This window comes from Geomonas paludis, assembly GCF_014193585.1.
GTDB lineage: Bacteria > Desulfobacterota > Desulfuromonadia > Geobacterales > Geobacteraceae > Geomonas > Geomonas paludis.
Window position 1 is genome coordinate 627,365 of the sequence record NZ_BLXY01000001.1, and the last position, 12,927, is coordinate 640,291.

11 protein-coding genes are annotated in these 12,927 nt (G+C 63.3%); 7 read left to right on the forward strand and 4 right to left on the reverse strand.

Annotated elements, in window-relative coordinates; translation table 11 throughout:
* Nucleotides 1–19: 19 nt before the first annotated feature.
* The 3 genes from sucC to H7687_RS02535 form a co-directional block, all read right to left on the reverse strand.
* On the reverse strand, nucleotides 20–1,177 hold the full coding sequence (gene sucC / locus H7687_RS02525; RefSeq protein WP_183344765.1) for an ADP-forming succinate--CoA ligase subunit beta: 1,158 nt from the start codon (nucleotides 1,175–1,177) through the stop codon (nucleotides 20–22).
* Between the two features lie 231 nt (nucleotides 1,178–1,408).
* Nucleotides 1,409–1,726: a hypothetical protein gene (locus tag H7687_RS02530; RefSeq protein WP_183344767.1), complete on the reverse strand. Its 318-nt coding sequence runs from the start codon at nucleotides 1,724–1,726 to the stop codon at nucleotides 1,409–1,411.
* 192 nt (nucleotides 1,727–1,918) lie between these two features.
* Nucleotides 1,919–2,407 carry a DUF4124 domain-containing protein gene (locus H7687_RS02535; protein ID WP_183344769.1) on the reverse strand — a complete coding sequence of 163 codons (489 nt, stop codon included), beginning with the start codon at nucleotides 2,405–2,407 and terminating at the stop codon, nucleotides 1,919–1,921.
* A gap of 316 nt (nucleotides 2,408–2,723) precedes the next feature.
* Between H7687_RS02535 and msrB the strand changes: the two genes are divergently transcribed.
* From msrB to corA, 5 genes are all read left to right on the forward strand, one after another.
* Nucleotides 2,724–3,122, forward strand: a complete 399-nt coding sequence (msrB, locus tag H7687_RS02540) for a peptide-methionine (R)-S-oxide reductase MsrB (RefSeq protein WP_246404521.1) — start codon at nucleotides 2,724–2,726, stop codon at nucleotides 3,120–3,122.
* A gap of 206 nt (nucleotides 3,123–3,328) precedes the next feature.
* A complete protein-coding gene (gene msrA / locus H7687_RS02545) occupies nucleotides 3,329–3,886 on the forward strand; it encodes a peptide-methionine (S)-S-oxide reductase MsrA (protein WP_308469774.1) in 558 nt (185 codons plus the stop codon).
* Between the two features lie 111 nt (nucleotides 3,887–3,997).
* A complete protein-coding gene (polX, locus tag H7687_RS02550; protein ID WP_183344775.1) occupies nucleotides 3,998–5,743 on the forward strand; it encodes a DNA polymerase/3'-5' exonuclease PolX in 1,746 nt (581 codons plus the stop codon).
* 144 nt (nucleotides 5,744–5,887) lie between these two features.
* The gene (locus tag H7687_RS02555) at nucleotides 5,888–6,352 is read left to right on the forward strand and encodes an EVE domain-containing protein (protein ID WP_183346023.1); all 465 of its coding nucleotides are present in this window, start codon (nucleotides 5,888–5,890) and stop codon (nucleotides 6,350–6,352) included.
* Nucleotides 6,349–7,413, forward strand: a complete 1,065-nt coding sequence (gene corA / locus H7687_RS02560; RefSeq protein ID WP_183344777.1) for a magnesium/cobalt transporter CorA — start codon at nucleotides 6,349–6,351, stop codon at nucleotides 7,411–7,413. The genes H7687_RS02555 and corA overlap by 4 nt, the downstream gene beginning before the upstream one ends.
* Before the next feature lie 395 nt (nucleotides 7,414–7,808).
* Here the strand turns inward: corA and pepN are convergent, their stop codons facing one another.
* Complete coding sequence (pepN, locus tag H7687_RS02565; RefSeq protein WP_183344779.1) at nucleotides 7,809–10,451, reverse strand: aminopeptidase N; 2,643 nt, start codon at nucleotides 10,449–10,451, stop codon at nucleotides 7,809–7,811.
* A 229-nt stretch (nucleotides 10,452–10,680) separates the two neighbouring features.
* Here pepN and H7687_RS02570 point away from each other — a divergent pair, with 229 nt between their 5' ends.
* Nucleotides 10,681–11,598, forward strand: coding sequence for a CopD family protein (locus H7687_RS02570; protein ID WP_183344781.1), 918 nt, complete (start codon nucleotides 10,681–10,683; stop codon nucleotides 11,596–11,598).
* Between the two features lie 36 nt (nucleotides 11,599–11,634).
* Nucleotides 11,635–12,861, forward strand: coding sequence for a GGDEF domain-containing protein (locus H7687_RS02575; RefSeq protein WP_183344783.1), 1,227 nt, complete (start codon nucleotides 11,635–11,637; stop codon nucleotides 12,859–12,861).
* Nucleotides 12,862–12,927 lie beyond the last annotated feature (66 nt).

Genomic DNA, 12,927 nt, shown 5'->3' on the forward strand with positions numbered 1-12,927 from the left:
CCCGAATATGATCCCGTAGTTACCCCAGCATCCCGACGATTTTCGAGGCGGCGTCTCCGAGGTTGTCGCTGCACTGGACGTTCAGGCCGCTCTCGGTGAGGAGCCGTTTGCCCTCCTCGACCTGGCTGCCGTCCATGCGCACCACGATGGGGAGGGTGCAGTTCACCTCGCTGGCCGCCTCGATGATGCCGTGGGCAATCACGTCGCAGCGCATGATGCCGCCGAAGATGTTGACGAAGATCCCTTTCACGTCCGCGTCCTGCAGGATGATCTTGAATGCCTCGGCCACCTTCTCGCGGGTGGCGCCGCCCCCGACGTCGAGGAAGTTGGCCGGCTCCCCGCCGAACTCCTTGAGCACGTCGAGGGTGGCCATGGCTAGGCCGGCGCCGTTCACCAGGCAGCCGATGGAGCCGGAGAGCTTGATGTAGGCCAGGTCGTACTTGCCGGCGTTGATCTCCAGCGGGTCGAGCTGGGAGTAGTCCATCATGTCCGGATATTCGCGGTGCCTGAAGATGGCGTTGTCGTCGAAGGTGATTTTGGCGTCCATGGCCATGAGCCATCCGGCCCTGGTGACCACGAGCGGGTTGATCTCCACCAGCGCGCAGTCCTTCTCCAGGCAGACCCGGTACAGGTTGAGGATGAGGTTGACGCAGTCCTCGCAGACGCTCCCGGACAGGCCGAGCTGCAGGGCGATCTGCCGTGCCTGGTACGATCTGAGCCCGAGGAACGGGTCGATGGTCAGGGTGTGGATCTTCTCGGGAGTCTTGGAGGCGACCTCCTCGATTTCCATCCCCCCTTCGGCGGAGGCGATCAGCACGTAGCGCGACGTGCTACGGTCCAGGGTGATGGAGAGGTAGAACTCGCGGGCGATCTCTACCGCCTCCTCCACCAGGATGCGCCGGACCTTGAGCCCCTCGGGGCCGGTCTGCGGTGTCACCAGGGTCTTGCCAAAGAGCTCCTTCGCGTACTCCTGGGCCTGTTCCGGATGGTGCACGAGCCTGACGCCGCCCGCCTTGCCGCGTCCGCCGGCATAGATCTGCGCCTTGACCACGCAGCGCCCCCCCATCTCCTTGGCTGCCCGCTCCACCTGGTCGGCGGTGAGCGCAACGCGACCACGAGGGATGGGGATGCCGAACGAATTCAGTATCTCCTTGGCCTGATACTCATGAATGTTCATCCTGTTCTCCTATGGTGCCGCTTTGGATTTAACGTGGTGCAGCCAACTCTAAGAAGGTAAGTCGTCAGAATCGTGGGGATTTGGTGGGGCGACGGGAAGCGCGCCCCGTACTCTTATCGGCACGTGGCCGCTGGAAATTCAAATTAAGAGTAAATACTATCACAATTAAAAAAAAGAGAAGCCCGCGGGGGGCTTCTCTTCTCGTCTTTCCTTCTGCATTTTTGCGTGCCGCTACCGGGTCTGGATCGTGCGGCGCACCTCGATCTTTTCATTGCCTTTACTGCACTGCAGCTCCACCTGGGAAAGGGGGGTGAAATTGCCGCCGGGGTTCTTGCGGGCGGCGCGACCCTGTCGTTCCAGCGCGATCTTCCTGCACTTCTCCAGCACTGCCTGGACGTCGTCGCCGGTCACGTCGGAGACCTCGAAGCGGTGCTTGCGCGCCACGATCCCTTCGCCCTGGGTGCTGACGATGTTCCCCCGGCAGATCAGTTCTTCGGCGCCGGCCGTGCCGGCCACTAACAGCAGAATGGATGCAACAAGGACTTTCATTACCGCCTCCGCTTTCGAGGGGACTGGCTCCGCCAGGTGCCTGTCCCCTTAGGGCTTGGGTAAGCTGGCGGGGGACTGGCTCCGCCAGGTGCCTGTCCCCTTAGGACTTGGGTAAGCTGGCGGAGCGGAAGGGAGCGTGCCGCTAGAGGGACAGGCACCTAAACGGAGCCAGTCCCTTCCGCTACCACGGGATCACTCGTCGCCGGTACTGTTGCTGCGCCTGCTCTGGGCCCTGAGTTCCCTGCGCGAGAGCCGCCCCGGGGGACGGGTCGAGTTTTGGGCTGCGGGTGCGCGTTCCGCAACCGGTGCGGCCGGGGATGCCGCGGCTGCCGCAGGAGTACCCGGCGCCTGGGGGGCTGCCGCCTGGGGGGGGTGCGGCGGTTCCGGCGCTGCCGTGGGCTGAACCGACGGTGCCTGTACCAGGAGCGGCTGGGGCGCCGGCGCGGCGCTTCGGCCCGCAGCGGCTGGTGCTGCCGGTGTTGGCGGCTGTGCCGTTGCCAGTCCTCCCAGTTTTCCGGTCGCCACGTCGAGCACCCGCGCCTTTTTCAGGTAGCGCGCCGGGATCTCGTGCAGGCTGTTGGTGTAGAACCTGGTCCCGGTATTGTCTTTCCAGGTGTAGATCTCGGCGCAAGCAGCCGTTGCACTCATAAGAACCATCAGGACTGCCAGAAGACCCTTCATGTATTCCTCCCAAGCAATGCAGACAACGTCACCTATTATTCAGGATAACCCCCTCAGCTTCAAGCCAAAAGGTGAAGATACTTTTCGGCAGATGTGGCTCTTTCTTGACCAGGTGCCCGTCATGCAATATTTACCCGCCTATGCTATCCTAAGGGCTGTGCAAGAGGAGATGTTACAGTCACCTACAGGAGATTGCGCCATGAACTATGGGAGACTCGTTCTGGGTTTTTTGTTCTTTGTCGCGGCGGCAATAGGTATCGAAGCTGACGCCGCTTCCCGTATCAAGGTCTATTCAGCCGAAACGAGGAGCTACATCATGTCTGACGAGGTAGTGAAGACCAACGCGGAGTGGAAGAAGATATTGACGCCTGAGCAGTATCACATCCTTCGGGAAAAGGGGACCGAGCGTGCCTTTACCGGCAAATACGCCGCGACCCATGATCACGGTATCTACCGTTGTGCGGGGTGCGGGCTGGACCTGTTCAAGTCCGAGGACAAGTTCGAGTCCGGTACCGGGTGGCCAAGCTTCACCTGGCCGATAGCCAAGGAAAACGTGAAGACCGAGACGGACCGCAGCTTCTTCAGTACGCGGACCGAGGTGTTGTGCCGTCGCTGCGGTGGCCACCTGGGCCATGTCTTCAACGACGGACCAAAACCCACCGGACTGCGCTACTGCATGAACTCCGCCGCGCTGCAGTTCGTGGCGACGAAATAGGGGGAAGAAGATACGAAGGCTTGGAACCCTTTATTTAACGCAAAGCCGCAAAGGCGCAAAGAACAGCAAATCTAATATTTTAAAACGTCTTGTGCTTCTCTGCCTTACTTTGCGCCTTCGCGGCTTTGCGTTAATAACAGGGGGTTTGGGGAGGCACAATGAAAATACGGGCTATAGTAACGGCCGCCTTGCTGCTGGTCTTGGCGATGGCAGGTTCTTTGCCGGCGGCGCAGTTGCAGAAGGCGACCTTTGCCGGCGGCTGCTTCTGGTGCATGGAGCATCCCTTCGACGAACTGCCGGGGGTGGTGTCGGTGACGTCGGGCTATACCGGCGGCCACATGAAGAACCCGACCTACGAGCAGGTCTCCGCGGGCATCACCGGCCATGCGGAATCGGTGCAGGTCCTCTACGATCCGTCCAAGATCAGCTATGACAAGCTGCTCAACCGCTACTGGCACAACATCGACCCCACCGTGAAGGATCGCCAGTTCTGCGACGTCGGGGAACAGTACCGGAGCGCCATCTTCTATCACAACGACGAGCAGCGCCGCTTGGCCCTGCAGTCCAAGCAGGCCCTGGAGAAGAGCAGGCAGTTGAAAGCGCCCATCCAGACCGAGATCGTTGCGGCCACGCAGTTCTACCCGGCGGAAGAATATCACCAGCACTATTACAAGAAGAACCCGCTGCGGTATTCTTACTACCGCCTGAGCTGCGGCCGGGACCACAGGCTCAAGGAACTCTGGGGGGATCAGGCGGGGAAGTAGGGGACTGGCTCCGCCAGGTGCCTGTCCCCTTGGTGGCTGAGCTGAAAGGAGCGTTCCGCTAAAGGGACAGGCACCTAACGGAGCCAGTCCCTCCTCTGACCGGGGGATGCCATGAAGAACCGGGAAATCGCCAGGATGTTCGATGAGATAGCAGACATCATGGACATCCGGCAGGACAACGTCTTCAAGATCAGGGCCTATCGACGGGCCGCCCTCAACCTGGAAGGGCTGAACCGGGACCTGGCCCAGATGTCGCACAAGGAGCTCCTGGAAATCCCGGGGGTGGGGGCGGACTTGGCCGCGCGCATCGAGGAGTACCTGCAGACCGGAACTACGGCCTACTACGAGCAGTTGAAGAAGGAGGTGCCCGCCGGGGTCTTCACCCTGCTGGCGGTACCCGACCTGGGGCCGAAGACGGCGAAGGCGATCTACGAGGCGCTGCAGATCACCAGCCTCGAAGAGCTGGAACAGGCGGCCCGGGACCACCGCCTGAGCGGCATCAAGGGGATCAAGGAGAAGACCGAGGAGAACATCCTGAAAGGGATCCAGGCGGTGAAGCGGGGGCGGGAGCGACAGCCGCTGGGACGGATGCTGCCGGCGGCGGAGGAATTGGTGGCGGCCCTCAAACAGATGGCGCCCCTGGAGCGGATCGAGGTGGCCGGAAGCATCAGGCGCCGGCGCGACAGCATCAAGGACATCGATATCGTGGCTACCTCCCCCGACCCCGCCAGCGTCATGGAGGCGTTCCTGAACCTGACCCAGGTGCACGACGTGATCATGCGCGGCCCGACCAGGGCCAGCGTCACCATCCGGGAAGGGGTGCAGGTGGACCTGCGCGTGGTCGAGCCCGCTTCCTACGGCGCTGCCCTCGCCTACCTGACCGGAAGCCAGGCCCACAACGTCCGGCTGCGGGAGATGGCGCAGAAGCGCGGGATGAAGATCAACGAGTACGGCATCTTCCGGGAGGAGGACAACGTGCGCCTGGGGGGCGAGAACGAGGAGGATGTCTACCGCCTGCTCGAGCTCCCCTTCGTGCCCCCGGTCCTGCGCGAAGACCGCGGCGAGATCGAGGCGGCGCAGGCGGGAAAACTGCCGCAGTTGGTGACCCGGGAGCAGATACTCGGGGACCTGCACGTCCATTCCCGCTGGAGCGACGGAGCCCACGGCATCGCCGAGCTGGTGGAGGCGGCGCGCCTGCACGGGTTTTCCTATATCGCTGTCACTGACCATTCCCAGGGGCTGGGGGTGGCGCGGGGCCTGACGGTGGAGCGAATCCGGGAGCAGCAGGCGGAGATCGCCGGGTTGAACCGCGAGCTGAAGGGTTTCCGGGTGCTGCACGGCACCGAGATGGACATCCGCGGCGACGGCACTCTCGATTTTCCGGATGACGTCCTGAAAGATCTCGACGTGGTGGTGGCGTCGATCCACTCCGGCTTCAGCAACTCCAAGGAGGTGATGACCGCGCGCATCGTGGCCGCCATGAGGAACCCGTACGTGCACATCATCGCCCATCCCACCGGACGGATCATCGGGGAACGGGAGGGATACCAGCTGGACATGGAAGAGGTGCTCCAGGTGGCCAGGGAGACGGGGACGGCGATGGAGATCAACGCGTACCCGCTGCGGCTGGACCTGGAAGACCGCTACGTGCGCCGCGCCAAGGAGCTGGGCGTCAAGATCGCCATCAATACCGACACCCACGCCAAGATCCAGTTCGAGACCCTCCCCTGGGGGATCTCGGTCGCCCAGCGCGGCTGGCTGGAGCGGGATGACGTGCTGAACGCGCTGACGGCGGATGAGTTGTTGAAAGTGTTGCATAAGAAGAGAAAGCATAAGAAGGCGTACCCGCATCGGTAAGCCGGCACCGTACCCCTCTCCCTTTGGGAGAGGGTGGCCGGAGGCCGGGTGAGGGAGATGCCCGGATGCTGGTTTGCATAGTGCGACGCCCTCACCCCGGCCCTCTCCCAAAGGGAGAGGGGGATGATGACAAAAGGAACCGACATGCCCAACTACTGGCTCTTCAAGAGCGAACCCTCCAGCTTCTCCCTCGATGATCTCAAAAGCCGCCCCGACGCCACCGAGCATTGGGACGGCGTCCGCAATTTCCAGGCGCGCAACTTCCTGCGCGACCAGGTGCAGGTCGGCGACCAGGTGCTCTTCTACCACAGCAACGTGGCCGAACCGGGCGTGGTCGGCATCGCCGAGGTGGTGAGAAGCGGCTACCCGGACTTCACCGCCTTCGATCCCAACAGCAAGTACTTCGATCCCAAGAGCGCCCCGGACAAGCCGACCTGGTACATGGTCGACGTGCGCTTCGTGCGCGAGCTGCCGCGGCCGGTGACCCTGTCCGAGTTGAAGACCATCCCGGAACTGGGCGGGATGGCCCTCTTGAACCGCAGCCGCCTGTCGATCCAGCCGGTGCGCAAGGATGAGTGGGACCGCATCATGAGGCTCGCGGGCCTATGACGTCGATACGGAAGCGGTCGAAGAAAGCGGGGCTGGCCCCGGGGACGCTGATCCACATGGGGCGCGACAAGGCTGGCGCCACCCGGGTCGACATGGTCTTCTACGACGAGACCCACCTGGAGAAGCACCCGGTCGGCACGCTGGATCAATGCCTGATCAAGAAGGGCGCGCCGGGGGTAACCTGGGTCAACGTGGAGGGGCTGTCCGACCTCGAGGTGTTGCGGCACTTCGGCAGCTGCTACGGCATCCACCCGCTGGTCCTGGAAGACATCCTCGCCACGGACCAGCGCCCCAAGGCGGCCGACTACGGAGAGTACCTCTACGTCGTGCTGAAGATGATCGCTCTCGACGAAGAGAGCGCGGAGATCAAGAGCGAGCAGGTGAGCCTGGTGTTGGGGCGCAACTACCTGATCTCGTTTCAGGAAGGGCTGGAAGGGGATGTGTTCGAACAGGTGCGCGCCCGCCTGGCCAACGAGAAGGCGAGGCTGCGGGCCATGGGGCCGGATTTACTGCTGCACGCCCTTTTGGACGTGATCGTTGACCACTACTTCCTGGTACTGGAGCAGTTGGCGGACCGGATCGAGGACATCGAGGACGAGCTGATCGACAACCCCACCACGGCGACGGTCCAGGCCATTTACGGGCTCAAGCGCCAGTTGCTCTTCCTGCACAAGGTGTTCTGGCCGCTGCGCGAGGTGGTGAGCAGCCTGCAGCGCCGCGATTCGCAGCTGATCCAGGACACAACGGTGATCTACCTGCGCGACCTCTACGACCACACCGTCCAGGTGCTCGACACCCTGGAGACTCTGCGCGAGATGCTCTCGGGCATGCTGGACATCTACCTCTCCAGCGTCTCGAACCGGTTGAACGAGGTGATGAAGGTGCTGACCATCATCGCCACCATTTTCATGCCGCTTTCCTTCATAGCCGGGTGGTACGGCATGAACTTCAAGGCGATGCCCGAATTGGACTGGCCCTACGGCTACCCGGCCGTCTTCGTTTTGTGCCTCACCATAGCCGGCGGCATGCTGGTCTACTTCAAGAAGAAGCGCTGGCTGTAAGCAAAAGGGGACAGGCACCTGCGGAGCCAGTCCCCTTCCAACGGGGCTCAGCCCCCAAAACCAAATCCCCCTCCCCCCTTTTCCTGGTTTTCCTGGTTCCCAAGCTCCAGCTTGGGAACCCCCCATGGCGCAAAGCTCCAGCTTTGCATCCGAGGGCAGTTGGAGCTTCCGAGAGGTTTTGCGTTCCCAAGGTGGACCTTGGGAACGAGATCAAGCTGCCCGCCTGCTGTTCACGAAGCTCTGCACGAGAACCAGCGTCCTCCCCTTTGTGAAGGGGAGACAGAGGGGATTTGTTTTCAGGTTGGCAGCAAAGATCAAATCCCCCCTGCCCCCCCTTCGCAAAGGGGGGACCCTTGGGCACGTTTTTGCGCTAAGCGACATACTGTACCGAATTACTACAGGCTCTTGGCGGCCAGTTCGTACACATCCCTGGCCAGGCCGGGCTCGGCCAGGATGCGCTCCAGCTCCTTCTTCATGAGCTCCTGGCGGTGCGCATCGTAGCGCCGCCACCGGCTGAAGGGGGTGAGCATGCGCGCGGCGATCTGCGGGTTGATGGCGTTCAGGCGCAGGATCTGGTCGGCCAGGAAACGGTACCCCCTGCCGCCGGCATCGTGGAAGCGGACCTGGTTCCCCTGGCTGAAGGCGCCCACCAGCGAGCGGACCCGGTTCGGGTTGCGCAGGTCGAAGTCCGGGTGCTCCAAAAGCGCCAGCACGCGATCCATGGTGTCGGGCAGACGGGACAGGGCCTGGTGGGTGAACCACTTGTCGATGACGCCGCGGTCGCCGCGCCAGCAGTCGTAGAAGGAGGCGAGCGCCTCATCGCGCTCGGGGCAGGCGCAGCTGGTGAGTTGCGCGAGCGCGCCCAGGCTGTCGGTCATGTTGTCGGCGCTTCGATACTGGGCCATGCAGGCGTCGATGGCTTCCTGCCCCCCCGCCGCCATCAGGTAGGCGAGGCAGAGGTTTTTCAGCCTGCGGCAGCCGGCGAGCCCGTCGTCGGGGCGGTAGGGCGCCTTGGGGGCGCACGCGGCCCGCACGGCGGTCAGTTCACTCCAAAGCCTGCGGCCCACCGTGGAGCGCACCAGCTCGCGCGCCTGGTGGATGGCGTCCGGGTCGATCACCGCCATCTGCTCGGCCAGGTAGCTCTCGGCGGGAAGGGTGAGCGTTTCGGCCAGGAAGGCGCGGTCCTGGCTGTCGTCGGCAAGGAGCCTTCTGAAGGATTCGATGAAGCTCTCCGGCACCTGCGCCTGGCGCCCGGCCTGGATCTCGCCGGTCAGCCCCATGATCAGCTTCACCGCCTGGACCTGTCCCGCCTCCCAGCGCACGAAGGGATCGCTGTCGCGGGTCATCAGGAGGTTCAGGTCCTCGTCGCTGTAGGGGTACTGGAGCTTGACCGGCGCGCTGAAGTTGCGCAGAAGCGACGGCACCGGGCGCTCCTTGATCCCGGCGAAGGTGAAGGTTTCCGTCTCCCCCCTGAGTTCCAGGACCCGGGAGGTGCCGGCCGCCGCCGCCTCTCCGGCCAGCTGGAGCGGCAGCTCGTTGCCGTCCCGGTCCAAAAGCCCCATGGCGAGCGGGATGTGGAAGGGCTTCTTCTCGGGCTGGCCCGGGGTGGAGGGGCAGCTCTGGGTCACGGTGAGGGTGTAGCTGCCGGATTCGGGGCGGTAGTCGTCGCTGACGGTCAGGACCGGGGTGCCGGCCTGGTCGTACCAGAGCATGAACTGGGACAGGTCGCGCTTGCCCGCGTCCGCCATCGCCTGCACGAACTCGTCGACCCGCACGGCCTGCCCGTCGTGGCGCTCGAAGTAGAGGTCCATGCCCGCCCGGAACGCCTCGCGCCCCAGAAGGGTCTGCAGCATCCGGATCACCTCGCCCCCCTTGTGGTACACGGTCATGCTGTAGAAGTTGTTGATCTCCACGTAGGACTCCGGGCGCACCGGGTGGGCCAGGGGGCCGGCATCCTCGGCAAACTGCGCGCTGCGCAGGCTCTTCACGTCGGCGATCCTCTTCACCGGGCGCGACTGCATGTCGGCGGAGAATTCCTGGTCCCGGAAGATGGTGAGCCCTTCCTTCAGCGAGAGCTGGAACCAGTCGCGGCAGGTGATCCTGTTGCCGGTCCAGTTGTGGAAGTATTCGTGCCCGATTACCTCCTCGATGGCCTCGTAGTCGTCGTCGGTGGCGCTTTCCGGGCTGGCCAGCACGTAGCGGGAGTTGAACACGTTCAGTCCCTTGTTCTCCATCGCCCCCATGTTGAAGTCGTCCACTGCCACCACCATGTAGGTGTCCAGGTCGTACTCGCGGCCGAACTTTTCCTCGTCCCAGCGCATGGCGCGCATCAGTGACCTGAGGGCGTGCTCGCACTTGTCCTTGTTGCGCTCCTCCACGTAGATCTCGAGCTGCACCGCGCGGCCGCTCATGGTGGTGAAGCGGTCGGCGATGTGGACCAGGTCCCCGGCCACCACGGCAAAGAGGTAGCTCGGCTTTTTGAAGGGGTCGTGCCAGACGGCGAAGTGGCGCCCGTCGGGGAGGTCGCCCCTGTCGACCAGGTTGCCGTTGGCCAAAAGCACCGGGCAGCTCGCCTTGTCGGCGCGCAGCGTCACGGTGTAGACCGCCATGACGTCGGGACGGTCGGTGAAGTAGGTGATGCGCCTGAACCCCTCCGCCTCGCACTGGGTGCAGAGCATGGGGCCGGAGGCGTACAAGCCGGAGAGAGCGCTGTTCTCTTTGGGCTTGATCCGGGTCTCCACCTCGAGGACGAAGCTCTCGGGAGGGGCGAGTAAGGTAAGGCTGGCGTCGTCGACGCGGTAGGCGTCGCGCTTGACTTCGACCCCGTCCAGCTTGAGCGACACGAGTGTCAGCTCCTCTCCGTCCAGCACCAGGGGGCTGGCGCCGTTGCTGCGGTCGTGGTTGCTGCGGATGGCGAGCCGGGATAGCACCCGGGTGTCCTCAGGGGACAGGTCGAAAGTGAGTTCCACTGTATCGACCAGGTAGTCGGGAACCTTGTAGTCCTTTTGATGGATGGTCTGGTGCTGGCACTGTGACATGGCGTTCCCTCTTCTCTTAAGTATCGTAATGGCTGCGGCCAAGGGTGTTATTGTATCGGGGGCGCCCATTCTTTTCAATGGCCAGAGAAGGTAGAGACATAGATTTGGTGAATGATGCCGCATGTTTGGCGAGACTGTCCATGGTGGGATGCCGCGATGGACGGCGCCGCCGCAGAGTCAAGCGCCCCAATTTGTTGACTTTACAGGTGAATAAGGCTATACAGTCGGCATGAAAAGTCTTCTTCTCTCGCTACTTTTCCTGATCTTTGCCTCTCTTGCTGCTCCGGCCCTCCCTGCCAGTGCTACCGAGATCTATGCGCAGCAGACCGGCAAGAGCTGCGACGCCTGTCATGTCGACCCGGCCGGCGGCGGGGAGCTGACTAAAGCCGGTAAGGAATTCGCCGCTGCACGCGCCGTGAAAAGCGAGGCGACGCAGGTCGGCGCGGCCGGCAAGGTGGTGCGCTTTGCGGCCGGCTACCTGCACATGCTGATCGCGATCCTGTGGTTCGGCACCATCCTCTACGTACACCTGGTCCTCAAACCCGCGTACGCGGCGGGGGGATTGCCCCGCGGCGAGGTCAAGGTGGGCGTGCTCTCCATGGTGGTGATGGGGATCACCGGCGCCATCCTCACCCACTTCCGGGTAACCTCCCCGGACATGCTGCTGCACACCCGTTTCGGGGTGCTGCTGCTCATCAAGATATCCCTCTACCTGGTGATGGTTTTCTCCGCCGCTTACGTGGTGCTGGTCATCGGGCCCAAGCTGAAAGGCAAGCGCCGCGAGCCGGTGACGCTGCCGGCCGGCAAAGAGTTGACGCTGGACCAGTTGTCTTCATTCGACGGCCAGGAGGGGCGCCCCGCCTACTTCGCCTACGAAGGCAAGCTCTACGACGCGAGCGCCAGCAGGCTCTGGAAAGGGGGGGTGCACATGGGGCGGCACCACTCCGGCGAGGACCTGACCGAGGCCCTCAAGCTGGCGCCGCACGGATCGGACAAGGTGCTGGGCATGCCCGAGGTGGGGATCCTGGCCGACGTGACCCCGCGCAAGGCGCCTTTGCACGAGCGGGTCTTCTTCTTCATGGCGTACATGAACCTGACCATAGTGTTTCTGATCGTGCTGATCCTCTCGCTCTGGCGCTGGGCCTGACAGCACGATCCCGGGGCTGCCGGACAAGGACCGACCGTGACGTATTTCCGCACCATATTCCAGGCCGATACCAAGAAGGACCCCGATTCCCTGCTGCGCCTGTTCGTCTCCATCGCCCTGGTTTCCATCATTGTCATCACCTCCGTCGCCGGCTACGCCTTCTACCAGGTGCTGCAAAAGAACCTGGTGGCGAGCGCGGAAGAGGATGCCATCAAGGTCAGCACCGCCCTTTCCGAGGACGAAAAAGCGCGCTTCACCACGGCCAAGAGCGACGGCAGCGTCTCCGTCGAAGTCTCGCCCGACAACTTCTTCATCCTCGACCGCGATCTCAGGACTTTCCTCGCTCCCTTCGACATCGTCAAGATCAAGATCTACTCCTCCGATTGCCGCATCGTGTACAGCACCGAGGCCAAGCTGATCGGCGAGGTCGACCGCGGCAACAGGAGGCTTGCCCGCGCCCTGGCCGGCGCCTTCGACTCCAAGCTCGAGCGCAAGGAAGAGGTGAAGGACCTCGCCGACGAACTGAAATTCAACGTGGACGTGGTGGAGACCTACATCCCCATCCGGGCTCACGGCAGGGTCATCGGCAGCTTCGAGGTCTACATCGACGTCACCAAGTACCATCAGCAGACCACCAACGCGGCGCTCGTTTCACTGGGGGCGTTGTGCGGCATCCTGGTCGTGGTGTTCGGGATCTCCTTCCTGCTGATCAGGCGCGGCACCAACGAGTTGAAGGAGACCCAGGATATTCTCAGGAAGCAGACCCTCATCGACGGTCTCACCGGCACCTTCAACAAGAGGCAGATAGAGCTGATCGGGCGCAGGGAGTTCGCGCGCGCCCTGCGCCGCAGGGAGAAGGGGTTGGCCGACGCTGAGGTCGGTTTCATCATGATCGACATCGACCACTTCAAGCAGGTGAACGACCGCTACGGCCACCTGGCCGGCGACCACCTGCTGCAGCAGTTCGCGGAAAGGGTGACGGCATCGTTGCGCAGCTACGACTCCGTCGGGCGTTTCGGGGGGGAGGAGTTCCTGGTGGTGCTGCCGGGGTCGAACCGTGAGCAGACCCTCTGCGTGGCCCACAAGATCTGGTCGCTGGTCCGCGAGGAGCCCTTCCTGATCGATGGGGAAACCCTGCGGGTCACCACCAGCGCCGGCGTGGCCAACGTGCAGCACAGCGACGACGACCTGCTGCAGGTCCTGAAGCGCGCCGACCTGAACCTGTACCAGGCCAAGAGCGGCGGACGGGACCGGGTCATCTAGCTTCAGGCGACACCCGTTTTTTTGGCGTGCCGTGCGGGATGAACCGCCGGCCGCGCCCATCCTGCC

What these genes read in the sequence shown, in the direction of transcription:
- polX (WP_183344775.1), top strand. Translation starts at nt 3,998, where the DNA reads ATGAAGAACCGGGAAATCGCCAGGATGTTCGATGAGATAGCAGACATC.
- pepN (WP_183344779.1), bottom strand. Translation starts at nt 10,451, where the DNA reads ATGTCACAGTGCCAGCACCAGACCATCCATCAAAAGGACTACAAGGTT.
- H7687_RS02530 (WP_183344767.1), bottom strand. Translation starts at nt 1,726, where the DNA reads ATGAAAGTCCTTGTTGCATCCATTCTGCTGTTAGTGGCCGGCACGGCC.
- H7687_RS02570 (WP_183344781.1), top strand. Translation starts at nt 10,681, where the DNA reads ATGAAAAGTCTTCTTCTCTCGCTACTTTTCCTGATCTTTGCCTCTCTT.
- msrB (WP_246404521.1), top strand. Translation starts at nt 2,724, where the DNA reads ATGTCTGACGAGGTAGTGAAGACCAACGCGGAGTGGAAGAAGATATTG.
- msrA (WP_308469774.1), top strand. Translation starts at nt 3,329, where the DNA reads ATGGCAGGTTCTTTGCCGGCGGCGCAGTTGCAGAAGGCGACCTTTGCC.
- sucC (WP_183344765.1), bottom strand. Translation starts at nt 1,177, where the DNA reads ATGAACATTCATGAGTATCAGGCCAAGGAGATACTGAATTCGTTCGGC.
- H7687_RS02535 (WP_183344769.1), bottom strand. Translation starts at nt 2,407, where the DNA reads ATGAAGGGTCTTCTGGCAGTCCTGATGGTTCTTATGAGTGCAACGGCT.
- corA (WP_183344777.1), top strand. Translation starts at nt 6,349, where the DNA reads ATGACGTCGATACGGAAGCGGTCGAAGAAAGCGGGGCTGGCCCCGGGG.
- H7687_RS02555 (WP_183346023.1), top strand. Translation starts at nt 5,888, where the DNA reads ATGCCCAACTACTGGCTCTTCAAGAGCGAACCCTCCAGCTTCTCCCTC.